Below are 23,763 nucleotides of genomic sequence, written 5' to 3' on the forward strand. Positions count from 1 at the left end.
GGCCCAGGCTCACAGTCGCGGTTTCAGCGCTGCTTCTTCGGCCGCACCCAGCCCGAGAGCGCCATTTGCTTGCCGCGTGCCACAGCCAGGTCGCCGGCGGCCACGTTCTTGCTGATGGTGGAGCCGCCGCCGATGGTGGCGCCGTCACCCAGCGTGACCGGAGCCACCAGCACGCAGTTGCTGCCCACGTGCACATCGTTGCCGATCACGGTGCGGTGCTTGTTGGCACCGTCGTAGTTGGCGGTGATGCTGCCAGCGCCGTAGTTCACGCGCTCACCCACGGTGGCGTCGCCCAGGTAGGCGAGATGGTTGGCCTTGGCGCCCTTGGCGAGGGTGGAGTTCTTGACCTCGACGAAGTTGCCGATGTGCACTTCTTCGCCCAGCTCGGCACCGGGCCGCAGGCGAGCGAAGGGGCCGATCAGCGAGCCGGCACCCACGCTCACGCCTTGCGTGTCGCCATCAATGTGGGTGAAGGGGTGGATCACCACGCCCTTGCCGATGCGGGCGTTGCGGATCACGCAGTTGGCGCCGATGTGAACGCCGTCAGCCAGATGCACCTGGCCTTCGAACACGCAGTTGACGTCGATCTCGACATCGCTGCCGCAGTGCAACTCGCCGCGCACGTCAAACCGCGCCGGGTCGGCCAGGCGCACACCGGCTTCCATGTGACCCTCTGCCAGCGCTCGCTGGTGGCGCCGCTCCAGGTCGGCCAGCTGCAACGGGCTGTTCACGCCCAGCACTTCGGCCTCGCTCTTCGGCTGCGCGGCGACCACAGGCGTGCCATCGGCCACCGCCATGGCGACGATGTCGGTCAGGTAGTACTCGCCCTGCACGTTGTCGTTCGTCAGCTGCGACAGCCAGCGTTTCAGCGCGGCGGTGGGCACGGCCATGATGCCGGTGTAGATCTCGCGAATCTCGCGCTGCGCGGGTGTGGCGTCTTTGTGCTCGACGATGGCGCGCACCGCGTTCCCGCTGCGCACGATGCGGCCGTAGCCGGTGGGGTCGTTCAGCGCGATGGTGAGCAGGGCGAGCTTGGTGCCACCGCAGGCTTCAATGAGCCCACGCGCCGTGCTGGCGGCGATCAGCGGCACGTCGCCGTTCAAGATCAGCGTTGTGCCTTCTGCATGCAGCGCAGGCACGGCCTGCTGCACGGCGTGGCCAGTGCCCAGCTGCGGCATTTGGCGCACGAACTGCAAATTTGGCGCCTGCACGGCCGCTTCGACCTGATCGGCGCCATGCCCGGTGATGGTGATGATGCGATCGGCCCGAAGCGATGCGGCGGTATGCAGCACGTGCTGCAATAAACTGCGACCGGCCAGCGTATGCAAGACCTTGGGCAAGCTGGATTTCATGCGGGTGCCTTTGCCCGCGGCCATGATCACGATGTCGAGCGCCATGCAACGTCCTTTGTGGAATAGGCTGATTATCGGTTCGCTGCTGGTGCTTGCCACCCTGCTTTCAGGGTGCGGCGCGGTGCGCTTCGCCTATGGCCAGGGGCCTGATCTCGCCTACTGGTGGCTGGACGGCTATGCTGACTTCAACGAGGCGCAGACCCCCCGCGCACGCGATGCGCTCGGCGCCTGGTTTCAATGGCACCGCGCCACCCAGTTGCCCGACTACGCCCAGTTCCTCGTGCGCTTGCAGGCGCAGGCCACCGAGCCCGTTTCGCCGGCCCAGGTGTGCCGCCTCTACGACGAAGCCTGGGCGCGGGTCGACCCGATGATCGAGCGCGCCCTGCCGGCCGCGGTAGAGCTCGTGCAAGGCCTCACGCTGCCGCAGATTGCGTACATGGAGCGCAAGTACGCCAAGGTCAACAAGGAATTTCGCAGCGACTACCTGCAAAGCGACCCCGAAGAGCGGCTGAAGAAGTCGCTGAAGCGCGCTCTGGAGCGGGCCGAGATGCTCTACGGCGATCTAGAAGATGCGCAGATCGAGCAGCTCAGGCGCGGCGTGGCGGCCTCGCCCTTCGACCCGCAGCTGTGGCTCAGCGAGCGCATGCTGCGCCAGCAAGATGCGCTGAAGACACTGCGCCGCCTGGTCATCGAGCGCTCACCGGCCGACCAGACCCAGGCGGCGCTGCGCGTGCTGGTGCAGCACGTGCAGCGCTCTCCGCGCGAGATCTACGTGCGCTACCAAGAGCGCCTGGGCCAGTACAACTGCATGCTGGCCGCGCAGCTGCACAACAGCACCAGCCGCGATCAAAAACTGGCGGCGGTGAAGAAGCTCAAGTCATGGGAAGAAGACGCCCGCGCGCTGGCGGCTGATAAATAGGCCCCCCAGTCGCTATCGCTCTTGCCCCCAAGGGGCGCCACCCTGCGGACTGGCAAAGCCAGCTCCGCGGGCGTTGCTTGATGGGGCACGCCGCTGCTCGGCGTGCATCTACCCGGGCAGTTGCACGCTGACGCGGCGCGGGTTGATGCCGGCGTGCGGGAAGTCCTTCATCGCTGCCTGGAACATCGCCGCCATCAGCTGGTTGCCGCCCACCGACAGACCGTCGCTGCTGGCACGCGCTTCGTACAAGGGCTGGTTGCTTTGCCGGTCGCGTATCAACACGGCCACCTCGCGGTCGTAGCGTGGGCTGTCGTAGAGCACTGAATAGCCAGGCCCCCAGAACGGGGGGCGCCCAAAGCGCGGGCCGTAGAAGCCGCCACGCCACCAAAACGGGTCGTCGTAGGGCATGCGGTCGGCACGCGAGACGCGCGCACCCACCTGCACGGTGAGGTCGGCCTCTTTCACATCGGCCACCTCACGAAAGCCCGCGCTCAATAGCGCCGGCCGGGCCACGGCTTCGAGCTCGGTCTGCTCTTGCGGGCGCGCCTGTTGCGATGGCAAGCGCTCGAAGGCAAAGGTGCTGGGCTTGCGCTCCACAGGCCACTGGCTGTAGGTCGAGACCTCGCTCTCGACGACGTTGAGGCCGGTACAAGCCGAGAGGGCGGCTGCCAGGCTCAGCAGGGTCACAAGAGAAACAGACGACAACAGCTTCATGTTCGACCTCCACAGGGTTGAGGGAGGGGTCAATTCCCCTGGAACTTGATGACGGCGCTCGGCGGTGCGCAGATCTCTTCGTCGTCGAAGGCCACATCGCCACCTGCATCGGGCACGCCCGTGGTTTTGAGTGTGGTGAAAGGGTAGAGGTTCCGGTCCATCATGTGCGAGGGCGTGATGTTGCCCATGGCAGTGAAGAGGTTGTCGATGCGCCCGGGGAAGCGCTTGTCCCAGTCGCGCAGCATCTGTTTGATCTGCACGCGCTGCAGGTTGTCCTGGCTGCCGCACAGGGTGCACGGGATGATGGGGAACTGCCGGTGCGCGGCCCAGCGCTCAAGATCGGTTTCGGCCACATAGGCCAGCGGGCGGATGATGATGTTTTTACCGTCGTCGCTCACCAGCTTGGGCGGCATGCTCTTGATGCGGCTGCCGAAAAACATGTTCATGAACAGCGTCTGGATCATGTCGTCGCGGTGGTGGCCCAGCGCCACCTTGGTCGCACCCAGCTCGCCCGCCACGCGGTACAAGATGCCGCGGCGCAGGCGCGAGCACAGGCTGCACATGGTCTTGCCCTCGGGGATCAGCCGCTTGACGATGGAGTAAGTGTCTTGGGTCTCGATGCGAAAGGGCACGCCGCGTGCCTTCAAGTACTCGGGCAGCACATGGTCGGGAAAGCCCGGCTGCTTCTGGTCGAGGTTGACTGCCACAAGCTCGAAGCGAATCGGCGCTCGCTGTTGCAGGTTGGTCAGGATGTCGAGCAGGGCGTAGCTGTCTTTCCCGCCCGACACACACACCATCACCTTGTCGCCGTCTTCGATCATGTTGAAGTCGGCAATCGCGTGGCCCACCTGGCGGTGCAGGCGCTTCGAAAGCTTGTTGATCTCTAGCGCCTCTTTCGCGGCGTCTTTGTCCAGTGCAGCACCCATCACACGTCCTTGATTCCAAACACTTCACAGCCGACCGCATCGCAGTCGGGGTACACATCGGGTTTCTCAGTCGAGACCCGTGCCGCCTTGACGCGCGGGTGGGCCAGCATCAACGCCAGCACCTCGTCGCACAGCGTTTCTTGCAGGTGCACATGGCCTTGCTTGATGCGCACGCCGATGCTGCGGCGCATGAAGTCGTAGTCGACCACTTCGTCGAGCTCGTCGTTCTTTGGTGTCGAGACGGCCAGCGGGATGTAGAGGTCGACATTGATCAACACGCGCTGCTCGCCACGCTTCTCGAAATCGTGCACGCCGATGTTGATCCACACCTCGTAGTTGCGCAAGAAGAGGCGGCGGCAGTCGCGCAGGTCGTTGTGGCCCAAAAGACTTTGCATGTCAGGTCTCTTTGTTCGGGTTGGCGATGAACATCACATCGCGTGCTTGGGCTTGCAAGTGCTGGCCGCCATCGACCAGCAGCGTGCTGCCGGTGATGGCCGGCGACTCGATCAGAAAGCGCACGGCATGGGCGATGTCGGCCGGGGTAGACGAGCGCTGCAGCGGTGTGAGTTGGTGGGCCTGCTGGAATTCATCGCCCGTCATGGCGCCCGACAGCATCGTCACCCCCGGCGCCACACCGCACACCCGCAGCGTGGGCGCAAACGCCTGTGCCAGCATCACCGTGGCAGCTTGCAGCGCGGCCTTGGAGAGCGTGTACGAGAAGTAGTCGGGGTTGAGGTTGAAGAGCTTCTGGTCAAGCAGGTTGACCACGCAGCCGGTGCGATGGTTGGCCAACAGGTGCTCGTGCAGAGCCTGCGACAAGAGCACGGCGGGGCCGGTATTGGCGCGCCAGTGGGTGTTCATGGTGGCGTAGCTGAAGCGCTCGGGGCTGTCGTACTCGAAGGTCGAGGCGCTGTTGACCACGGCATCGAGCCGCTTGAACTGCGACAGCACGGCCGGCACCAGCGCGCGGCAGGCTGCTTCGTCGGACAGGTCGGCCGCGAAGCTGGCCGCTTGCGCACCAGCTGCGCGGGCTTGCGCCACGGTGGCTTCAGCGTCGTCGCGCGAGTGCCGGTAGTGCACGGCCACATCGAAGCGATGCCCCGCCAGGTCGAGCGCAATCTCGCGGCCCAGGCGACGGGCTGCGCCGGTGACTAGAACGACGGGGCGCTCGGACATGGCTTTCTACAATGCGCGAATGATTTCCAATGAGTCCGCCAGTGTATCGGCCGTGCTTTCCCGGTTGATCGACCGGGCAATCGAGCGCGCGGGCGGGTTCCTGCCCTTTGACCGCTTCATGGCGATGGCCTTGTACGCGCCGGGCCTGGGCTACTACGCCAACGACAGCCGCAAGTTCGGCCTGATGCCGCAGTCGGGCAGCGACTTCGTCACCGCACCCGAGCTGTCGCCCCTGTTCGGCCGCGCGCTCGCACTGCAGGTGGCGCAGGCGCTGGTGGCCAGCGACAGCAGCGAGCTGTGGGAATTCGGTGCCGGCTCGGGCGCCTTGGCCGAGCAACTGCTCGATGAGCTGGGGGCCGTGGTGTCGCGCTACACCATCGTCGACCTCTCGGGCAGCCTGCGCCAGCGGCAGCGAGAGCGGCTGGCGCGCTTTGGCGACGTGGTGCAGTGGGTCGATGCCTTGCCCGAGTCGTTGAGCGGTGTGATTGTGGGCAACGAGGTGCTCGATGCAATGCCGGTGCAGCTGCTGCACTTCAACGGCGCGCAGTGGTTCGAGCGCGGCGTCACGCGTGAAGGCGACGGCTACGCTTGGCGCGATCAGCCCACCGATTTGCGCCCGCCGCACGAAGGCCCATTCGCGCCCGACACCGTGACCGAGATCCACCCTCAGGCCGAGGCCTTCATCGCCACGCTGGGCGACCGCCTGCAGCGCGGCGCGGCCTTCTTCATCGACTACGGCTTCCCCGAGGCCGAGTACTACCACCCGCAGCGCAGCGGCGGCACGCTGATGTGCCACCGCGCCCACCTGGCCGACACCGACCCGCTGGTCGACGTGGGCCAGAAAGACATCACGGCCCACGTCAACTTCACCGGCATTGCGCTGGCCGCGCAAAACGCCGGCCTTGAAGTGCTGGGCTACACCTCGCAAGCGCGCTTTCTGCTGAACTGCGGCCTGATGGACATGCTGCAAGGCGCCGACGTGCGCAGCATCGCCCACGCGCAAAAGCTCATCACCGAGCACGAGATGGGCGAGCTCTTCAAGGTGATCGGCTTTGCGCGTGGCTGCGATGCCGCTTTCACCGCCGACACGCTGGGCTTTACCCAGGGCGACCGGACGCACAGGCTGTGAAAGGTGCATCGTCATGGGCCTGAGGTGGCTGCTCGTCATTCTGATCGCGCTGCTGCTCTTCAGTGGCTTGCACAAGTGGCTGGAGAAGATCGGGCTGGGCAAGCTGCCGGGTGACTTTCGTTTTCGCATCTTCGGGCGCGAGTTTTTCATCCCCCTCACCAGCAGCGTGCTGCTGAGCGTGGTGGCGATGGCGATCAGCCGGCTGATCTGAACGGCGCGCAGGTCGCTCGTCTGCACCGGGGCGGCGAGACCGCATCCTTTTGCAGTGCTGGAACGTCTTGACTTGGTACCTCACCATCAGGAGTTCTTCATGCACACGGTTTCGCAAGCGCTCTCCGCGCCTGCCACATTTGATTCCTCGGCCCGCGCGTGGGTGCTGGCGCTGACATCGCTGGCGTCTTTCATGGTGGCGCTCGATGCCCTGGTGGTGACCACCGCGCTGCGCCAGATCGGCACCAGCCTGGGTGCGCCCCTGGGCACGCTGGAGTGGGTCGTCAATGCCTACCAATTGAGCTTCGCCGTGCTGCTGCTCACCGGCGCCGCCTTGGGCGACCGCTTCGGCCGCCGCCGTGTGATGGCAACAGGCCTGCTGGTGTTCATCGCGGGCTCGGTGGGCTGCGCGCTGGCCCGCGACGCCACCTGGCTGATTGCCGCGCGTGCACTGCAAGGCGTGGGCGCCGCCATGGTCATGCCGGTGGCGATGGCGCTGATCGGCGCCGCCTTCCCGCGCGAAGAGCGCGCCAAGGCGCTGGGCATCTTCGGCAGCATCACCGGTCTGGCCCTGATCGTCGGGCCGGCGCTGGGCGGCGCCATCGCCGAGGGCTGGGCCTGGCCCTGGATCTTCTGGATCAACGTGCCCATCGGCCTGGTTGCGGTGTGGCTGCTGCGCGAGCGTGTGGAAGAGAGCCACGGGCCCAGCGCCGGCATCGACATGCCGGGTGCTGTGCTCGCCACGCTGGCGGCGCTGGCTGTGGTGTGGGCGATGGTGCGCGGCCATGGGGCGGGTTGGCAAAGCCCTGAGGTCATGCTGGCCGTGCCGGCGGGCGGGCTGCTGTCGGTGGGCTTCGTGGTTTGGCAGCGCCATGCGCCCGCGCCGATGGTGCCTTTGGCGATTTTTCGTGCACGCGGTGTGGCCGCCGGGCTGGCGGCGAGTTTTCTTTTCTATGCGCCGATGTACGGCACGGTCTTCTTTCTGCCGCAGTTCTTGCAGTCCCAGGGGCAGGGCCCCTGGGGCGCCGGGCTGCGCCTGCTGCCGTGGACGGCCACCCTGATGGTCACGGCCCCGCTGGCGGGCAGCCTGGTGCGGCGCCTGGGGGAGCGGCCGCTGGTGGTGGTGGGCGTGCTGCTGCAGGCCCTGGGCCTGGGGTGGATCGCCTGGGTGGCCGAGCCCACGCTCCCTTACGTGCAGCTGGTGCTGCCGTTGCTGATCTCAGGCGTGGGCGTGTCGATGGCCATGCCAGCGGCGCAGAACGCCGTCATCAGCGCCGTGCCACCCGAACAGATCGGCAAGGCCTCGGGCGTGTTCAACATGGCGCGCTACCTCGGCGGAACGTTTGGCGTGGCGCTGTTGGTCGAAGTCTTCTCGCGCACCTCTAACAGCGCCCCGAGCCAGGCCTTCAACCACGCGATGGCGGCTGCTGCCGCGCTGTCGCTGCTCGGCGCGGCCGCCGCGCTCGCACTGCCGCCACGTCTCGCTCCTTCTTCCGGCCGCTGAGGCCACGCACTGACCATTCATCTGAAAAGGGTTCTGCCATGAAACGCATGATTCGCTACAAACTCAAGCCCGGCGCCGCGGCCGAAAACGAGCAGCTCATCCGCGCGGTGTTCGCCGAGCTTCGGGCACTGGCACCACCGGGCCTGCGTTATGCGAGCTTCCGCTTGGACGACGGGTTGAGCTTTGTGCACCTTGTCTCGCACGAGGCCGCCGAAGGCGACAGCCCTTTGGCGGCGCTGCCCGCCTTCAAAGCTTTCGTTGCGGGCATTCGAGCGCGCTGTGACGAGGCACCGATGACGGTGGAGCTCAACGAGATTGGATCGCATGGATTCTTCACCCACTGACGACAGCGTTGACGCGGCCCTGATCGCCGTGCTCGACCAGGGGCGCCGGCAGTTTTTGGCGCTGGTCGAGCGCGTGCGGCCTGAGCTGCACCGCTACTGCACGCGCATGACTGGCTCCGTGGCCGAAGGCGAAGACGTGGTGCAAGAGACGCTGGCGCGCGCGTACTACGAGCTCTCGCAGCTGAAAGAAATGCCTTTGCTGCGGCCCTGGCTTTTTCGCATCGCGCACAACCGCGCCATGGATCACCACCGCCGCGAGGTGCACCGCGCGAGCGAGCCGCTGGAGGCCGCGCTCGACCTTGCCGACGACGCGGCCCGCGAGCCCGATCACTTGCTCGCGCGCAGCCAGGCCGTGCGGGCGGCGCTGTCGTGCTTTCTCGCGCTGCCACCCGCCCAACGCGGCTGCGTGATTCTGAAAGACGTGCTCGACCATACGCTCGAAGAGATTGCCGTCGAACTCGAGCTGAGCCTGCCCGCGGTGAAAGCCGCTTTGCACCGCGGCCGCGCCGGCCTGCGTGAACGCTGTGAGCTGCCGGCGTTGGCGGCAGTGCGGGGCGAGGCCTCGCCCGCGCTGGCTCGCTATGCGGGCCTCTTCAACGCCCACGATTGGGATGGCGTGCGTGCCTTGCTCGCCGACGATGTGCGGCTCGACCTGGTGTCGCGCAGCAAGGCCAATGGGCGTCGTGCGGTGGGGCAGTACTTCAGCAACTACGAGCGCTTGGTCGACGTGCGGCTGCAACCCGCCTGGCTTGATGGTCGCGAAGTGCTGGCGGTGACGGTAGGCGCAGCCACGTCGCCGGCCTATTTCATCGCGCTGCGCTGGCGCGACGGTCAGGTGGTGGAGATCCAGGACTTTCGCTACGTGCCTTACATCGCGCAGGAGAGCGGCCTGCGGCTGATGGTTTGATCGTCAACCCAGCGCGACCGCTACGGCACGCTCGCGCGCCCAGCGAATCGCGTCACCGATCGCCGTGCCCTGACGGCCTCGCGCCAGCGCCTGGGCCGACACCGCGCCGCTGTCCACCGCCTGCGCCGCGTCGAGCGCAGCTTGCAGCCGCGCGCGCTGGGGGTAGGGCCGGTCTTCAAAGCCGGTGCGCCCGCGCGCATCGCACTCGCAGGCCAGCAGCAGCTCGCTGAAGCGTTGCGGCCGGCGCCAGGCATCGCAGCGCTCCAGCAGGCGCATGACCGCGGCGGCGTCGAGTGATTCACTGCGGTGTACGTTGCCGTGCTCGCGGGCCACTGCCTCGGCCAGCTCGCGGCAATCGGTGGGCACGTGCAGGCGCTCGCACACGGCCTTGACCAGCTTGACGCTGCGCGCTTCGTGGGCGATGTGGCGCGGCAGTTCGTCGACCGGTGTGGTGCCCTTGCCGAGGTCGTGGCCCAGGCAGGCGAAGCGCACGGTCAGTGGCGCGTTCAAGCGCGCGGCCATGTCGAGCACCAACATCAGGTGCACGCCGGTGTCGACCTCGGGGTGGTGCGCTGGTGGCTGTGGCACGCCCCACAGGCGATCCACCTCGGGCAGCAGCTTGGCGAGCGTGCCACAGCCACGCAGCACCTCGAACATGCGCGAGGGCGTGCGCTCCATCAGGCCGCGCGACAGCTCTTGCCACACGCGCTCGGGCACCAGCGCATCGACCTCGCCGTTGGCGACCATCTGCTGCATCAAGGCGTTGGTTTCAGGTGCGATGCTGAAGTCGGAGAAGCGCGCCGCAAAGCGCGCCACGCGAAGAATGCGCACGGGGTCTTCGGCGAAGGCAGGCGACACATGGCGCAAGGCCTTGTCGCGCAGATCGCGCTGGCCGCCATACGGGTCGATGACGGCGCCGTGCTCGTCGCGCGCCATCGCGTTGATGGTGAGGTCGCGCCGCAGCAGGTCTTCTTCCAGCGTGACACTCGCGTCGGCGTGGATGGTGAAGCCGCGGTAGCCCGGCGCCGACTTGCGCTCGGTGCGCGCGAGCGCCACTTCTTCTTTTGTCTGCGGGTGCAAGAAAACGGGGAAGTCTTTGCCCACCGGCGTGTAGCCCGCGTCGACCATTTCTTGCGGCGTGGCACCGACCGCGACCCAGTCGCGGTCGTTCACCGGCAAACCCAGCAGGGCGTCGCGCACCGCGCCACCGACCATCCACATCTTCATGAGGTGGCAGTGTAGGTGCGGGCGCTGTGCCGTTCCTGCTCTTCGTCGGCTCGTCGTTGCCCCTTACCGCGAGGCGCGGTAGGGTTCGTCGAAGACCACGAAGTCGTGCTCGGCCAAGGCCTCCTGCGTCCAGCTGACGACGCTGGGCAAGGCCTGCACGCGTTCGACGTAGGCGGCGATCTGCGGCGGTACTGGCAGCTGGTAGGTGACGATGCGCTTGACCACCGGTGCGAAGTAGGCGTCGGCCACGCTGAAGCTGCCAAACAGCATAGGCCCGCCGTGCTGGCTGAGCAGCTCACTCCACATCTGCACGATGCGGTCGAGGTCGGCGCGTGCCTGGGGTTGGTCGCGCAGCGCGATGCGGCCGATGTCGGGCAACGAGGCTTCGATGTTCATGCCGAAGTGGGTGCGCAGTGCGCCGAAGCCCGAGTGCATCTCGGCGCACACGCTGCGTGCGCGGGCGCGCGCCTTGGCATCGCTGGGCCACAGTTGTTTGTCGGCGAATTTTTCGGCCACGTATTCGGCAATCGCCAGCGTGTCCCACACCGCCAGGCCGTCGTCCACCAGTACCGGCACGCGCCCGGCGACGTTCAGGCGTGCGAGCTCGATCTTGAAGGCCGACTCGGGCGTCAGCGCGTCGAAGCGCAGCATGCACTCTTCGAAGGGAATGCCGGCCTGCTTGAGCAGCACCCAGGGGCGCATGGACCAGGACGAGTAGTTCTTGTTGCCGATGTAGAGCTGCAAAGACATGGGGTGTGGCCTTTCAGAAGGGCCTTACATGCTAGGCGACGGTGACCCGTTTGGCGATGACAACGCGGCATGGCGTTGATGCCGCTGCCTCATGGGGCCGGTGACTATCAGCCGTTTCTGGCCCCGCGGCGCCCGCCGCCCATTTGTGTCGCGCTGCCGGTGCCTGCCAGCCAATCGGGCATCACCGTTTGCAGCGCCGTGGGCTGTATGCCCAGAGCGTCCAGCCCGGGGATGTTGCCTGTGGCGACATTGGGCACCCGCATCGAGTCGAGGTTGTCGCGCGACATCAGCGGCTCGCCGGGCAGGCACCCCATCAGCGTGGCCTGCAAGCGGCCCAGGGCGGCCGGCAGCGGAATGATTGCCCGCTCATGGCCCGACCAGCGCCCGGCAAGCCGCACCAGCTCGGCCAGGGTGTAGACCTGCGGGCCGGCACACTCGTAGAGGCTGCCGATGGCGCTCTGCTGGTCGAGTGCGTGCACGATGGCCTGCGCCACGTCGTTCACCCACACGGGCTGGAAGCGCGCATCGGCGCATGCGAGGGGCATCACCGGGAAGAGGGCCTGCAAGCTCGCAAAGAGGTTGAGAAATTGGTCTTGGGCACCGAACATCACCGACGGGCGCAGCACCGTCAGGGCCAGGCCCGCGCCCTGCAGTACCGCCTCGCCCGCGGCCTTGGAGCGCAGGTAGCGCGAGGGCGCCGTGGTGGACACGCCCAGCGCGCTCACGTGCACCACGCGCATCACACCGGCGGCGTTGCACACGCGGGCCAGCTTGCGCGGCAGCTCCACATGCGTGCGCTGAAATGCCGCCTCGGTGCCATGCAGCGTGGCCACCAGGTTGACGACCGCATCGTGGCCCGCCACCAGGCGCGCGAGCTGCGCCTCGTCGTGCACGTCGGCCGCCACCAGCTCGACGGTGGGCAGAATGAGAAGCGACCGGGCGCGGTGTGGCCGGCGGCTGGGCACCGTGATGCGCCCATGTCCGCCGTGGGCGCGCTCCACCAGTTTTTCGCACAGGGTGCGGCCCACGAAGCCGGTGCCGCCGAGTACCAAGACCCGACTCACGGGAGCAGCTCCGTGCTGCGCACTCCGGTATTCACTCTTGGGCTGGCCCGGCGAGCTCATGGCAAGTCCTTGTCGAGCGCCACTGCGGCACCCTGGCGCGGGCCGATGGTGCGGCCCAGGCGTGCCCTCAGTGAGGGCGCCTGCGTGGCGGCCGGGTTGTTGAGCAGCGCCGAGTAGAAGACGGCGTTGGACAAGACCTTCTTCACGTAGTCGCGCGTTTCAGAGAAGGGCACGTTTTCGGCCCAGATCGCGGTTTCGAGCGAGGGGCCTTCGCGCCAACGCCGCGGGCGGCTGGGGCCGGCGTTGTAGGCGGCCGCGGCCAGCACCTGCGAGCCTTCGAAGTCGTCGAGCACCAGGCGCAGGTACTGCGTGCCGATCTTCAGGTTGGTGTCGCGGTCGGTGATCATGTCTTGCGAGTAGGGCAGGCCGATCTTCTTGGCCGTCCAGCGCGCGGTGGTAGGCATGATCTGCATCAGGCCCGAGGCCCCCACGCCGGAGCGCGCGTCCATCACGAAGCGTGACTCCTGGCGGATCAGGCCGTACACATAGGCTGGGTCGACGCCGAGCTCGCGCCCGCGTGCCAGCATCTCCCTGCGGAAGGGCGTGGGGTAGCGCTGCGCGAGGTTGATCTCGGTGCGCGTGCGGTCGCTGGTGTTGATGCAGCGGTCCCACACCTCGCGGTCGCAGGCGAGCTGCGCGGCGGCGAGCAGGGCGCGGTCGTCCATGCCGCGCAGGGTGAAATTCCATTCGCGCGCGCCTTCGTTGCGCAGGCCGATGGCGATGAGCTGCAGGGCACGCACCAGGCCAGGTTCGCGTGTGGCGGTGTGGCGCTCGGCGTCTGTGGGTGGCAGCGGCATCGCAGGCAAGGCGATGGGCTGGCCCAGGTCTTCGGCCGCGAGCGAGCCGTAGAAATGAAGCTGGCCGACCAGGCTGCTGAGCATCTCTTGCGCCTGCGCCGTCATGGCCTCCGGCTCGTTCGACTCCTTGGCCAGGGCTTGCAGCGCACGTGCCTTCCAGTAAACCCAGGTCGGGTCGCGCTGCTCCACGGGGTTCATCGCATTCACGGCCTGCACCACCTGCTGCCAGCGCGGCATGCCGTTGTTGGCGCGCAGCGCGGCGCGGGCCTTCCAGGCGAGCGTGTCGTCAGCCCAGTCGATCTCGACTGCGGCCTTGGCGGCCAGCAGGGCGGCGCGCTGGTAATGGTCTGAGGCATCGGGCAGCAGCTTGATCGCCGCTTGCTTGGCCACGGCGGCCCAGGCCCAGGCGGCCAGCTCGGGCGGCAAGGCGGCTTCCCACTTGGCGCGCAGTGCGGTGGCCGCGGCATCGGGCTCGCTGGCGGCCAGGCGCATCAGCGCAAGGGTGGCGAGCTCCTTGTCTTGCCGCGTCTTGGGGTTGAGCGGGGTCAGGTAGCGCGCGGGCTTGTCGAGCAGGTCGCTCGCATCGCTGCCGCTGCGCGGGCTCACGAGCGCGGCGGCCTGCTGCGCGGTCTTGGGCTTGCCAGCGTCGACGGCCAGACGCGCGCGGCGCCAGGCATCGTTTTCGTTGAGCTGCTTGGTTTCGTAGAGGGTGGTGCCGAGCAGGGCGCAACCATCGTCGGCCTCGCGCTGGCTGAACCAGGCGGTGCGGGCGGCGCTGCGCACGTCTTTGCCGTCGAGGTGGTCGGCGAGCAGGGCGTAACAGCTGACCTCGCGGTCATCGTTCATGCGAAAGCGCGGGTAGTCGGCGGTGAGCGCTTTCCAGTCGCGGCGGCGGCCCAGCTCGAGCAGCCAGTCGTTGCGCAGCCGGTCTTCCACGTAGCTGCCCTTCCAGCGCTTGTAGAAGGCTTCTACTTCGTCGGGCGAGGCGGCGAAGAGGCGGTTGTTCAGCTGCCAGTAGTCGACCCACATGGCCAGCGGGTGGCGCTCGGCCAGCGCGGTGGCGCGCAGGGCGGCGAGGCGGGGGCCGTCGTGCCTGCGAAAGGCTTCTCGCGCTTCGACGATGGCGTCGTTGCCGGTGGTTTGCGAGCAGGCGGGCAGGGCGGCAGACAGCAGGGCTGCCGCCAGGCTCCAACAGACCAGGCTGCTGGCCTTGAACCGCGAAGCGCGCTCATATACTGGTTTCAACTTCCGTACCTCGTTCTTCTATCGTGACCATCACGCCGTTTTCGCGCCCCGCGCTTCGTGCGCAATTGCGTGACCTGAGAGAGCGATTCGCTTCGTCGCCAGAAGTTGCAGGGGCGGCGCAATCATTGGCTTCGTCGCTGGTGGCGCTGGTAGAGCGCCTGGAGCCTGAGTGCCTGGGCCTTTACTGGCCGATGCGATCCGAATTTAACGCAGCAGGGCTGTGGCACGACGACAAGGTGGGTACTTCCTTTCGTGTCGCATTGCCGTTCGCGCAGCGTGAGCCACGGCAAATGCACTATCGGCTGTGGGACGGGGCCGCACCGTCGGTGCAAGACGAGTGCGGCATTGCCGCCAGCGATGGCCAAGCGGTGGTGCCCGACGTGGTGCTGGTGCCGTGTGTGGGCTACACCCTTGGCGGTTACCGGCTGGGCTATGGCGGGGGCTACTTCGACCGCTGGCTGGCGGCCCACCCGCACGTCACCGCGGTGGGCGTGGCTTGGTCGGTGAGTGAGATTGGCGAGGCCGATTTCACACCCGAGCCGCACGACCAACCGCTCGCGCTGGTCGTGACGGAGCGGGGCGTGGTCTAAGGCAACGCTGAACAAGCCCCTCATCGAAGGTCCGCACAGGGCTTCGATACCTCAGCCCGAACGGAAAGTATTTCGCACGTGCTGATCTTCGCCGCCGATCAGATCGCCCTAGAGCACTAGAGCAAGTCTTTGCGGTTCTGAATCACACGCGACACCAGGCCGTAGTCGATGGCTTCTTCTGGCGACAACCAGTTGTCGCGCTCGATGTCCAGCAGCACCTGCTCTTGTGAGCGACCGGTCTCGCGGGCGATCACCGCGGCGATGCGCTCGCGGGCCTTCACGATCTCGCGCGCCTGGATGGCGATGTCGGTGGCCGGGCCGCCAGCGCCACCGCTGGGCTGGTGGATCAAAAAGCGTGTTTGCGGCAGGCACACGCGGCGCTCGCGTGGCACCGAGAGATAAACGTGCGTGGCCGCGCTGCCCACCCAGCCGGTGCCGATCATGAACACTGGCACGTCGATGAATTTGACGATGTCGTGGATGGCATCGCCCGATTCGAGGTGCCCGCCCGGTGAGGACACCAGCACGTGGATGGGCGCGCTGCTGTCGGCGGCCAGGGCGACCAGGCGGCGCGCGGTCTCTGCGGCCGTGGCATCGGTGATGCCGCCGAAGAGAAAGACGGTGCGCGACTTGAAGGCCTTTTCTTCAAGAAACTGGCTGCGCTGTTCGGTGGCGGCGGGTGGGCTGTCGTTTTCCATGGGCGAAGGCTCTGAAGTGGTTCGAGCCCGTATGACGAATGGGGCGACCATTTCGTGACAAGCTCGCGCCATGAAGCCTCCTTTGCCCTTCACCTTGTCCCGCAGCGAGCGTGCCCGACTGCTTGGCGTGGCGCGCGGCCTGCTGGGCAGCCAGGCCGATGCCGAAGACGCGCTGCACGAGGCATGGCTGCGGGTCATGACCGGGGCGCCGCTGGCGCTCGACCAGCCGGTGGCCTGGCTGACCACAGTGATGAAGAACCTGGCGCTCGACGGCTTGCGCCGCCGCCGCCTCGAACGCGACAACTCGCCGGGCCCGCTCGAAGGCAGGGCGCCATCCGCTGAAGAAGAAACCGCGACCCGCCAGCGCTGTGCCCAGGCGCTGCGCAGGCTCGCCGACACGCTGGCGCCGGCCGATGCCGCGATGCTGCTGCTGCACGAGGTGTTCGGGTTCAGCCACGCCGACATTGCCGAGCGCGCGGGCAAGAGCGAAGCAGCGTGCCGCCAGGCGGTGCACCGTGCGCTGCTGCGCCTGCGCCAAGCCGACGCGGGCGAGCCTGAAGACCGCGCCACCGCCGATGCGCTTTACCTGCTGTGCCTGCGGGCGCTGCAGCAGCACAGCGCGGCGCCTCTGCATGCGATTTTGGCCTCGACGGTGTCCGCGCGAGCCGCTGTGCGCGCTTGCGCCGTGGCGGACGTGTCATCTGCACAGAGTGGCGTCGTGCAGCTCGAAGGCGGCTACGCGCTGGTGCTGGCGCACGAAGGCCGCGTGTTGTGTTGCCTGCCGCTGGGCCCCGTCGCGGCGGCCAACGCCGACCTCGCCTGAACGCTCAGGCCGGCTCGCCCAGCGCCACCCGCGTTTGCGCGGCGCGCTGCTCTACCCAGCGGCAAAACTCGTCCACCTCTTTGCGCGCACGGCTGGCGGCCGGGGTGATCAGCCAGTAGGCGCACGGCGTGGTCACGCGACCTTCAGGGCCGAAGGGCTCGACCAGGTCACCCCGCTCCAGCTGCTCGGTCACCAGCGGCAGCCGTGCCAGCGCCACGCCTTGGCCGGCCAGCGCGCTCTGCACTTGCTGGTAGGTGAAGTTGAGGTACAGCCAGCGGCGCGGCTGCACATCGGGTGCGCCGTGGTGGGCAAGCCAGTGGCGCCAGCTCAGGTACTCGGCAGTGGGGCGGCAGTCGTCTTCTTCGGTCAGCGTGTACTGCGACAGGTGCTCGGGCTTGGACAGCGGCGGCGCCTGGCCGCTGCGTATCTGCTCGGCCAGCCAGCGGCTGACGACCGGTGTGATCACATCGCCGAACAGGCGCTGCGCCTCGGGCGGCGCCTTGTGGCGGCTGGTGTAGCGCAGGATCAGGTCGAACTCGGGGTCGTTGGCGTTGACGATCACGTCGGTGGCCGACACGCGTATGTCCATCTCCGGGTGCTCGCGCTGGAAGGCTTCCATCTGCGGGATCACCCACAGCGAGGCAAACGAGGCAAAGGTGTTGACGCTCACCACCCGCCGCCCGAGCGACTGGCGTACCTGCTGCACGCTGGCGTCGATGCGGGCCAGGCCGGGCGCGAGCGCGCGCAGGAACATCGCGCCTTCGGCCGTGAGCTCGACCTTGCGCGTGCCCCGCAGCAGCAGCGTGGCGCCCATGTCTTCTTCCAGTGCCTGGATCTGCCGGCTGATGGCCGATTGCGTGAGGCTCAGCTCGTCGGCCGCGGCGCGAAAGCTCAGGTGGCGTGACACCGCTTCAAAGGCCCGTACAGGGCCCACGGAGAGCGGGCGGCGGCGAATCGTATTCATGCTCAAAACGAGTTAATTGCTTGTCGGCAATTCATTGGACGGCCGTTTTACGCAGGCCTATTCTTCGCTTCACTGAGTGCAAGGAGCCAAGCCGTGAGCAACCAACTGATGACAAGTACGCAAGAGTCTACGCCTTCCTCTTTATGGTCACTGGCCTGCGGTGAAGCACTGCGCTTGAGCATCGGCCCAGGCGAGCGTGAGCTGTTTGTTGCCCAGGGGCGGCTGTGGCTTACCCGTGAAGGCACGCCGCAGGCGCCGGCCGAAGACGTGTGGCTGACGGCCGGCGAAAGCCTGGCCCTGGACTCGGGCAGCGCCTGGGTGGTCGAGGGCTGGGGCCGCACGCAGTTCCAGATGCTGGTGCCGCCACGGGCCTGCACTGCCGCGTCACGCCTGAGCTGACCTTGCGTCTGTCATCAATCTGGGGATTGCGACGGGCAGGTGGCCCGGTTTCAATCGTTGTGCACTCATTGCGCAACGAAAGAAGCCATGCCCAAGACGCGTGTTGTCGAAGCCCTGGTGTCGGTGCTCAGGCCCACGGCCGGCCTGGTGATCCTGGCCATCGTGCCGCTCTTCGTGGTCTTTGCAAATGACCAGATCAAGGAGCTGCTGAACCGGTTCATCGGCGGGTGCGTTTTCGTGCTCGACAAGCGCGTGTCCAGCGGCGGGCAGGTGCTCGTGACCGGGCGCATTGCGGGCGAGATGCCCAAGGGCGTGCCGCTGACCTTCGAAGGGCGCGACGCGCTCATCAACACCGTGCTCTTCGACGAGCCCTACCGTCAGGGCGCGATCCTCGAGCCCGACGACCTCGCCTTTCACCCCATGACGGGCCAGAGCTGCCCCGGTGCCTTGTGCCCCGACTCCGGCTCTGAGCCGCTGCGCGGCCAGATGCAGTTCGTGCTCAACGACTTGCGCCCCGAGTTCAGCTACCGCTTTCGCGTGAGGCTGCAAGCGGCCAGCAAGGAGGCGCCGCCCATCAGCGCGCAGAACCTCAAGGTGTTCGCCCTGTTCGACAAAGGCCTGGCCGATGGCGTGTGCCACGTGCAGCCACGTCGCTGGTTCAATTTCTGGGTGTGGGCCACGCCGCTGCAAAAGGCTTTGCTGTTCATCGGCATGGTGGTGGTGAGCGGCTTGTTGTTGAAGTGGGCGAAGGCCTAAGGAGACCCGGCATGAAAGCTTTTATTGCGTGCTTGCTGTTGTGTTTGCTGTCGTGCGCGGCCACCGCCGAGCCGATCTCCGTCACGGTCAGCGTGAGGCTGCGAGACAAGCCCGGCCAGATGACCGACAAGGCGTTCGTCGGGGTGGGCGGTTTTGCCATGAAGCGCAGCGACGCGGCCTTTGCCGGTGCGACCTGTCCCAACATGTCCAACGCCAAGGGCGAGCTGGGCTGCAAGGTGGTGTGCAAGGCCGACGACACCGACCTGCAGCTGCTGGTGCTGCCGCCCACGCAAGAGAAAGCGCGTGTTGTGGCGGGCCTGGCGCCGCCCGGGGCCCCGTCAGTGGAGATCGTGGGCTGCCAGCTCAGCAGCAAGCTGCCGGTGATGATCGTCTACCGTACGCTCGAGGTGGCGCTGGACGACCTGAACACCAGCAACCCCGAGGTGGTACAGGCCGCCACGGTGGCCATGCGCGGCAACCTGAGCTTCAAGCCCTTCGATGACAGTGCGCCCAAGCTGCAGGCCTTGTCGATCAAGAGCAGCAACCGGGCGGCCATGGCCGACCTGGCGCGCATTGCCGCGGCCTTTCGCGATGCGCCGCCCGAGCGGCGGCCGGCCATGATCGACGGGGCCGAGTTTTCGCAATACGCCGTGGGCTTGAACAGCGTCTTGCTGCGCGCCTCGGTGGCCGATGCCGGTGGGTCGGCAGCGGCCAGCAAGGTGAAGGTCTCAAGCGACGCGGCCGATTACCAGCGCAGCCTGGCCAGGGTGCAGAAGACACTCGACGCCAAGCCGTATCTCAACGAAAAAGAGATTCGGCTTTCAAGCGAAGTGCGCATGCTGAAGAAGGAGCCCAAGCATGGGGTCGACAAGCTGCAGATGTTCGACCGGGCGGTGGCCAAGCCTTGATCTCTTGTCTGCTCAGCGTTTGGGCAGTGGCGCCTTCTTCGCTGGTTTGCTCGCGGCTTTCTTGGGCTTGGCATTGCGCGCGCGCAGCCCCGCCTCCATTGCCAGCCGCGCCCACGGCAGCATCAGCACGGGCGATTCCATCGCGTCGTCGGGCGCTGTCCAGTAGTTGATCGTTACCTGCTTGCCGGCACCGTCGTAGACAAAGGGCTCGCAGCCTTGCGCCTCGAAGCGAGGCCGGGTTTGCGCGTCGGCCTTCAGGTACAGGCGCTCGCCGAAGATCAGCGCGATGAACACGTCGTCCACATAGAAACCGTGGCCGCCGAACATGCGGCGTGAGCGCGCAGGCCCGAGCGGGTTCAAGAGCTCGATGCAATGCGCGACGAAATCGGGTGAGACGGCCATGCGTGTCAGTGTGCCTGCTCAGGCTGTCATGTTTTGGCAGGAGCGGCGAGCGGAAAGCGCACGATCACCCGCAGCCCCTGCGGCTGCACCGACTGCAGCGCCACATGGCCGCTGCTGCGCTCGACGATCTCTTTCACGATGGCCAGGCCCAGCCCGCAGCCATTGCCCTCATGCGTGGCCCGCGCAAAGCGCTGGAAGATGCGCTCGTGCTCGCTCTCGGGCACACCGATGCCGGTGTCTTCGATGGTCACCACCGCCTCTTGGCCTTGCGCATGCGCGCTCACGGTGACGCTGGCGCCGCGCCCCGCATAGCGAATGGCGTTGTCGACCAGGTTGACCAGCGCCTCGCGAATCAGCATCGCGTTGCCCATCACCTGCAGCGGCGCCTCGGTGGGCTCGGCCTCGTCACTCCCCAGGTCGATGCCGGCGGCGAGTGCGCGCGGCACCTGCTCGGCCGCTACTTCGCGGGCCAGCCGCTGCAAATCGAAGCGACTGCGCGACTGCGCCAGTGCGGCCTCGGGCTCGGCACGGGCGAGTGCCAGCAGCTGGCTCACCAGATGCGCGCTGCGCGTGGCGCTCTCGTGCACGCGCTGCAAGCGCGCCTGCAGCTCGGGGTCGGCGGCCACCGCGGCGCTGGCGAGCGCCAGCTCGGTCTGGCTCTTCAGGCCAGCCAGCGGCGTGCGCAGCTGGTGGGCGGCGTCGCTGATGAAGCGCTTCTGCGCGTTGACGTTTTCGCGCACCTCGGCCAGCAGCGTGTTCAGCGCCAGCGCCAGGCTGCGCACTTCTTCAGGCGCGGCTTCCAATCGAATCGGTGCCAAGTCGTTGGTGGCACGGCTTTCCACCACGCTGCGCAGGCGCGCCAGCGGCGCGAGGCCGCCGCGTATGCCGCCCCACACGATGACCGACATCAGCACGATCAGCAGCGACAAGGGCAGGGCGGTGTCGATCAGGATCTGCCGCGCCAGCTCTTCGCGGCTCGCGCGGCTGCGCGCCACCTGCACCAGCAGGCGCTGCGGCTTACCCGGTTCGCCGTAGGCCAGGTAGAGCGCGACCACGCGCACCGTCACATCGCGTCGCTTGTCACCCGTGGCGGGGTCGCGCACCACGCCGTCATAGAGATAGGGCTGGCCCAGGCGTGGCTCGGCAATGCTGGCCGGCGGCGGCGGCACCTGGCTGTTGCCGAGGATGAACTCGCCCGGCGGCGTGCTGACCATGTAGTACACGCGGTCGTCGGGGTCGGCCTCGATCACGTCTTGCGCGGCGCGCGGGAAGTCTATGAAGAGCCCGCTGCCGCTGGGCTTGACCTGCCGTGCGAGTGAACGCGAGGCCGTGGAGAGGCTGGCGTCGATGGCCTGGTTGGCGTAGCGGTCGGCCAGCTGATAGGTGAAGCTCGCGGCAGCCAGCCACAGCACCAGCTGCGGCAACAAGAGCCACAGCAGCAGGTGGCGGTGCAGCGAGCGGGTGCCCGGCGTGAGCCAGGCTTTCCAGGCGGTCATGGGGGTCCGCCTAGGCTTCAGCTTCTAGCAGATAGCCCAGGCCGCGCACCGTGCGTATCGACACCTTGGAGCCTTCGAGCTTGCGCCGCAGGCGGTGGATGTAGACCTCGATGGAGCCGAGGTTCTGCTCGTTCGGGTCGGGCGTCCAGCCTTGCACGATCTGCTCTTTGGTGACCACGCGGTCGCGCTGCGTGAGCAGCAGGTCGAGCAGGGTCCATTCGCGCGGCGAGAGGTCGAGCGGGGTCTTGTCGATGGTGGCGCGGCGCGCTTCGCGGTCGAAGCGCAAGAGGCCGGTTTGCTGCAGCGTGGCGGTGGCCGGCGCGCCGTGGGCGCGGCGCAGCAGGGCGCGTAGGCGTGCTTCCAGCTCGGGGAAGTCGAAGGGCTTGGTGAGGTAGTCGTCGGCGCCGGCGTTGAGGCCGGCCACGCGCTGCTCCATGCCGTCGAGCGCGGTCAGCACCATCATCGGCAGGCGGGGCTTGGCGCTGCGCACCTTTTTCAGCACGGTGAGGCCGTCGACCAGCGGCAGGCCGAGGTCGAGCACGCCGATGTCGAAGTCGTGGCGCAGCAGCAGGTACTCGGCCACGGCGCCGTTGTCGGCCACTTCGACCTCGAAGCCGCTGGCCTTCAGGCTCGCGGTGAGCGCGTCGGCCAGGATGGTGTCGTCTTCGGCGAGCAGGAGTTTCATCGCCCGCGATGTTATGGCAGCGTTCATGTGCGCCTTGGGGTGTTTCCCCCCGAGGCGTGGTGTGCAGTGTGGATCGGGCGCCCAGCTCTCAGCAAGTGAGAGGGGGGTGCCAGGCGCCCGGGCTGATTTTTGTTTGAAGATTGAAATAATTAACATGGCATTAACCACGAGTTGCCTGAAACGCACGCAGGCCTCGCCGTTGACTACGCCCCATTTCATAGGCAAAACGAGGACCCAAGGGAAAGTACGGGCGTCAAGGAGTTAATTAATTGTTAATGTTCTGCCCGGTCGACCTTGGGCGCTGCAGCCTCGACGCGATCCACCCAACAACACATCCCGGAGACTTCGATGACCATCACTTCCACTCCCACCCGAGCGCTGCACGTCGCGGCCGCGGCCGCCCTGCTTTGCGCTTCACTCGCGGCCCGTGCCGGCGAGGTCGAGGTGCTGCACTACTGGACCTCGGGCGGCGAAGCCAAGGCCGCCGCCGCACTGAAGGCCACGCTGCAGGCCCAGGGCCACAGCTGGAAAGACTTCGCCGTGGCCGGTGGTGGTGGTGACTCGGCGATGACGGTGCTGAAGTCGCGTGTGGTGTCGGGCAATGCCCCGGCCGCGGCGCAGATCAAGGGCCCGTCCATTCAAGAGTGGGGCGCTGAAGGCGTGCTGGCGAATCTGGACGACGTGGCCAAGGCCAACAACTGGGACGCGCTCTTGCCCAAGGTCGTCTCCAACGTCATGAAGTACAAGGGCAGCTACGTGGCCGTGCCCGTCAACGTGCACCGCGTGAACTGGCTGTGGGCCAACCCCGAGGCACTGAAGAAGGCCAACGCCAAAATGCCCACCAACTGGGACGAGTTCTTCGTCACCGCTGAAGCGCTGAAGAAGGCCGGCCTGATACCCGTGGCGCACGGGGGCCAGAACTGGCAAGACTTCACCACTTTCGAGTCGGTGGCCTTGGGTGTCGGTGGCGCTGATTTCTATCACAAGGCGCTGGTGCACCTGGAGCCGAGCAGCCTGAAGAGCCCCACCATGCTGAAGGTGCTCACCACCTTCAAGAAGGTGAAGGACTACACCGACAAAAACGCCTCGGGCCGCGACTGGAACCTCGCCACCGCCATGGTCATTCGCGGTGAAGCCGGCATGCAGCTGATGGGCGACTGGGCCAAGGGCGAGTTCCTGGCCGCAGGCAAGGTGCCGGGCAAGGACTTCCTGTGCGCTGCTGCACCGGGCACCGCCAATTCGTACACCTTCAACATCGACAGCTTTGCGATGTTCAAGCTGAAGAACACCGCCAACCTGCAGGCGCAAAAAGACATGGCCGCGGCCATCATGTCGCCCGAGTTCCAAGAGGTGTTCAACCTCAACAAGGGCTCGATCCCGGTGCGCCTGAACAGCGACATGAGCAAGTTTGACGAGTGCGCCAAGCTGTCGGCTAAAGACTTCGTGTCCACCGCCAAGAGCAACTCGCTGGTGCCCTCGATCGCCCACGGCATGGCCGTGTCGTCGGCGGCTGAAGGCGCGATCAAGGACGTGGTGTCGCAGTTCTGGAACACCGACACCATGACCGCCGCGCAAGCCATGGACCGCCTGGCCACGGCTGCCAAGACGAAGTAACTTCAGGAGCCTGCGCTCCGTTCGCTTGAGCCTGCGCTCCGTTCGCCCTGGGCCTGCGCTCCGTTCGCCCTGGGCCTGTCGAAGGGCAGGCCCAGCACAGCGCC

General features: G+C 67.0%; 26 protein-coding genes. 12 read left to right on the forward strand and 14 right to left on the reverse strand.

The features are described 5' to 3' along the window. Positions 1 to 23 precede the first annotated feature (23 nt). Complete coding sequence (gene glmU, locus AC30QB_RS16920; RefSeq protein ID WP_489547419.1) at positions 24 to 1,397, reverse strand: bifunctional UDP-N-acetylglucosamine diphosphorylase/glucosamine-1-phosphate N-acetyltransferase GlmU; 1,374 nt, start codon at positions 1,395 to 1,397, stop codon at positions 24 to 26. On the opposite strand from glmU, the gene AC30QB_RS16925 reads away from it, so the two are divergent. Next, entirely contained in the window at positions 1,396 to 2,271 is an 876-nt protein-coding gene (locus tag AC30QB_RS16925; protein WP_489547420.1) for a DUF6279 family lipoprotein, read from the forward strand. The two genes, glmU and AC30QB_RS16925, sit on opposite strands and share 2 nt — an antisense overlap. A 108-nt stretch (positions 2,272 to 2,379) precedes the next feature. Here the strand turns inward: AC30QB_RS16925 and AC30QB_RS16930 are convergent, their stop codons facing one another. From AC30QB_RS16930 to AC30QB_RS16945, 4 genes are read right to left on the reverse strand one after another with little or no spacing between them, the layout of a single operon-like run. Further along, positions 2,380 to 2,985 carry a DUF4136 domain-containing protein gene (locus tag AC30QB_RS16930; RefSeq protein ID WP_489547421.1) on the reverse strand — a complete coding sequence of 202 codons (606 nt, stop codon included), beginning with the start codon at positions 2,983 to 2,985 and terminating at the stop codon, positions 2,380 to 2,382. 29 nt (positions 2,986 to 3,014) lie between these two features. Further along, entirely contained in the window at positions 3,015 to 3,911 is an 897-nt protein-coding gene (gene ttcA / locus AC30QB_RS16935; RefSeq protein WP_489547422.1) for a tRNA 2-thiocytidine(32) synthetase TtcA, read from the reverse strand. Beyond that, entirely contained in the window at positions 3,911 to 4,306 is a 396-nt protein-coding gene (locus AC30QB_RS16940; RefSeq protein WP_489547423.1) for a dihydroneopterin aldolase, read from the reverse strand. The genes ttcA and AC30QB_RS16940 overlap by 1 nt, the downstream gene beginning before the upstream one ends. Position 4,307: 1 nt before the next feature. Continuing rightward, entirely contained in the window at positions 4,308 to 5,087 is a 780-nt protein-coding gene (locus tag AC30QB_RS16945) for an SDR family oxidoreductase (RefSeq protein WP_489547424.1), read from the reverse strand. 19 nt (positions 5,088 to 5,106) lie between these two features. Between AC30QB_RS16945 and AC30QB_RS16950 the strand changes: the two genes are divergently transcribed. From AC30QB_RS16950 to AC30QB_RS16970, 5 genes are all read left to right on the forward strand, one after another. Next, positions 5,107 to 6,216, forward strand: coding sequence for a class I SAM-dependent methyltransferase (locus AC30QB_RS16950; protein WP_489547425.1), 1,110 nt, complete (start codon positions 5,107 to 5,109; stop codon positions 6,214 to 6,216). Positions 6,217 to 6,229: 13 nt separating this feature from the next. Next, entirely contained in the window at positions 6,230 to 6,427 is a 198-nt protein-coding gene (locus AC30QB_RS16955) for a DUF2905 domain-containing protein (protein ID WP_489547426.1), read from the forward strand. 99 nt (positions 6,428 to 6,526) lie between these two features. Next, positions 6,527 to 7,930: an MFS transporter gene (locus AC30QB_RS16960; protein ID WP_489547427.1), complete on the forward strand. Its 1,404-nt coding sequence runs from the start codon at positions 6,527 to 6,529 to the stop codon at positions 7,928 to 7,930. A gap of 38 nt (positions 7,931 to 7,968) precedes the next feature. Next, positions 7,969 to 8,274 (forward strand): hypothetical protein, encoded by a 306-nt coding sequence (locus AC30QB_RS16965; RefSeq protein ID WP_489547428.1) that lies wholly within the window; start codon positions 7,969 to 7,971, stop codon positions 8,272 to 8,274. After that, complete coding sequence (locus AC30QB_RS16970; RefSeq protein WP_489547429.1) at positions 8,255 to 9,181, forward strand: sigma-70 family RNA polymerase sigma factor; 927 nt, start codon at positions 8,255 to 8,257, stop codon at positions 9,179 to 9,181. Before AC30QB_RS16965 ends, AC30QB_RS16970 begins: the two co-directional genes overlap by 20 nt. A 3-nt stretch (positions 9,182 to 9,184) precedes the next feature. Here AC30QB_RS16970 and AC30QB_RS16975 read toward each other — a convergent pair whose 3' ends face one another. The 4 genes from AC30QB_RS16975 to AC30QB_RS16990 form a co-directional block, all read right to left on the reverse strand. After that, positions 9,185 to 10,408, reverse strand: a complete 1,224-nt coding sequence (locus AC30QB_RS16975) for a multifunctional CCA addition/repair protein (protein ID WP_489547430.1) — start codon at positions 10,406 to 10,408, stop codon at positions 9,185 to 9,187. 63 nt (positions 10,409 to 10,471) lie between these two features. Then, positions 10,472 to 11,158 carry a glutathione S-transferase family protein gene (locus tag AC30QB_RS16980; RefSeq protein WP_489547431.1) on the reverse strand — a complete coding sequence of 229 codons (687 nt, stop codon included), beginning with the start codon at positions 11,156 to 11,158 and terminating at the stop codon, positions 10,472 to 10,474. Between the two features lie 107 nt (positions 11,159 to 11,265). Next, on the reverse strand, positions 11,266 to 12,222 hold the full coding sequence (locus AC30QB_RS16985; RefSeq protein ID WP_489547432.1) for a complex I NDUFA9 subunit family protein: 957 nt from the start codon (positions 12,220 to 12,222) through the stop codon (positions 11,266 to 11,268). Positions 12,223 to 12,278: 56 nt separating this feature from the next. Next, on the reverse strand, positions 12,279 to 14,324 hold the full coding sequence (locus AC30QB_RS16990) for a lytic transglycosylase domain-containing protein (protein WP_489547433.1): 2,046 nt from the start codon (positions 14,322 to 14,324) through the stop codon (positions 12,279 to 12,281). A 23-nt stretch (positions 14,325 to 14,347) separates the two neighbouring features. On the opposite strand from AC30QB_RS16990, the gene AC30QB_RS16995 reads away from it, so the two are divergent. Next, positions 14,348 to 14,914: a 5-formyltetrahydrofolate cyclo-ligase gene (locus AC30QB_RS16995; RefSeq protein ID WP_489547434.1), complete on the forward strand. Its 567-nt coding sequence runs from the start codon at positions 14,348 to 14,350 to the stop codon at positions 14,912 to 14,914. A 116-nt stretch (positions 14,915 to 15,030) separates the two neighbouring features. Here AC30QB_RS16995 and AC30QB_RS17000 read toward each other — a convergent pair whose 3' ends face one another. Continuing rightward, a complete protein-coding gene (locus AC30QB_RS17000) occupies positions 15,031 to 15,612 on the reverse strand; it encodes an ATP-dependent Clp protease proteolytic subunit (protein ID WP_489547435.1) in 582 nt (193 codons plus the stop codon). Between the two features lie 70 nt (positions 15,613 to 15,682). Here AC30QB_RS17000 and AC30QB_RS17005 point away from each other — a divergent pair, with 70 nt between their 5' ends. Beyond that, on the forward strand, positions 15,683 to 16,435 hold the full coding sequence (locus AC30QB_RS17005; protein WP_489547436.1) for a sigma-70 family RNA polymerase sigma factor: 753 nt from the start codon (positions 15,683 to 15,685) through the stop codon (positions 16,433 to 16,435). A gap of 4 nt (positions 16,436 to 16,439) precedes the next feature. Here the strand turns inward: AC30QB_RS17005 and AC30QB_RS17010 are convergent, their stop codons facing one another. Then, on the reverse strand, positions 16,440 to 17,399 hold the full coding sequence (locus tag AC30QB_RS17010) for a LysR family transcriptional regulator (protein ID WP_489547437.1): 960 nt from the start codon (positions 17,397 to 17,399) through the stop codon (positions 16,440 to 16,442). A 93-nt stretch (positions 17,400 to 17,492) separates the two neighbouring features. On the opposite strand from AC30QB_RS17010, the gene AC30QB_RS17015 reads away from it, so the two are divergent. The 3 genes from AC30QB_RS17015 to AC30QB_RS17025 all read left to right on the forward strand — a co-directional run bounded on the left by AC30QB_RS17015 (position 17,493) and on the right by AC30QB_RS17025 (position 19,462). Beyond that, a complete protein-coding gene (locus AC30QB_RS17015; RefSeq protein WP_489547438.1) occupies positions 17,493 to 17,798 on the forward strand; it encodes a DUF2917 domain-containing protein in 306 nt (101 codons plus the stop codon). A gap of 87 nt (positions 17,799 to 17,885) precedes the next feature. Continuing rightward, positions 17,886 to 18,554: a hypothetical protein gene (locus tag AC30QB_RS17020; RefSeq protein WP_489547439.1), complete on the forward strand. Its 669-nt coding sequence runs from the start codon at positions 17,886 to 17,888 to the stop codon at positions 18,552 to 18,554. Positions 18,555 to 18,565: 11 nt separating this feature from the next. Further along, positions 18,566 to 19,462: a hypothetical protein gene (locus AC30QB_RS17025; protein ID WP_489547440.1), complete on the forward strand. Its 897-nt coding sequence runs from the start codon at positions 18,566 to 18,568 to the stop codon at positions 19,460 to 19,462. Between the two features lie 12 nt (positions 19,463 to 19,474). Here AC30QB_RS17025 and AC30QB_RS17030 read toward each other — a convergent pair whose 3' ends face one another. The 3 genes from AC30QB_RS17030 to AC30QB_RS17040 are packed head-to-tail and all read right to left on the reverse strand — an operon-like array spanning position 19,475 to position 22,045. Then, entirely contained in the window at positions 19,475 to 19,864 is a 390-nt protein-coding gene (locus AC30QB_RS17030) for a TfoX/Sxy family protein (protein ID WP_489547441.1), read from the reverse strand. 26 nt (positions 19,865 to 19,890) lie between these two features. After that, positions 19,891 to 21,360, reverse strand: a complete 1,470-nt coding sequence (locus tag AC30QB_RS17035) for a sensor histidine kinase (RefSeq protein WP_489547442.1) — start codon at positions 21,358 to 21,360, stop codon at positions 19,891 to 19,893. Between the two features lie 10 nt (positions 21,361 to 21,370). Next, positions 21,371 to 22,045, reverse strand: coding sequence for a response regulator transcription factor (locus AC30QB_RS17040; RefSeq protein WP_489547443.1), 675 nt, complete (start codon positions 22,043 to 22,045; stop codon positions 21,371 to 21,373). 348 nt (positions 22,046 to 22,393) lie between these two features. Between AC30QB_RS17040 and AC30QB_RS17045 the strand changes: the two genes are divergently transcribed. Continuing rightward, the gene (locus AC30QB_RS17045; RefSeq protein ID WP_489547444.1) at positions 22,394 to 23,659 is read left to right on the forward strand and encodes an ABC transporter substrate-binding protein; all 1,266 of its coding nucleotides are present in this window, start codon (positions 22,394 to 22,396) and stop codon (positions 23,657 to 23,659) included. Positions 23,660 to 23,763: the final 104 nt, after the last annotated feature.

Source organism: Rhizobacter sp. (assembly GCF_046595475.1).
Taxonomy (GTDB): domain Bacteria; phylum Pseudomonadota; class Gammaproteobacteria; order Burkholderiales; family Burkholderiaceae_C; genus Rhizobacter.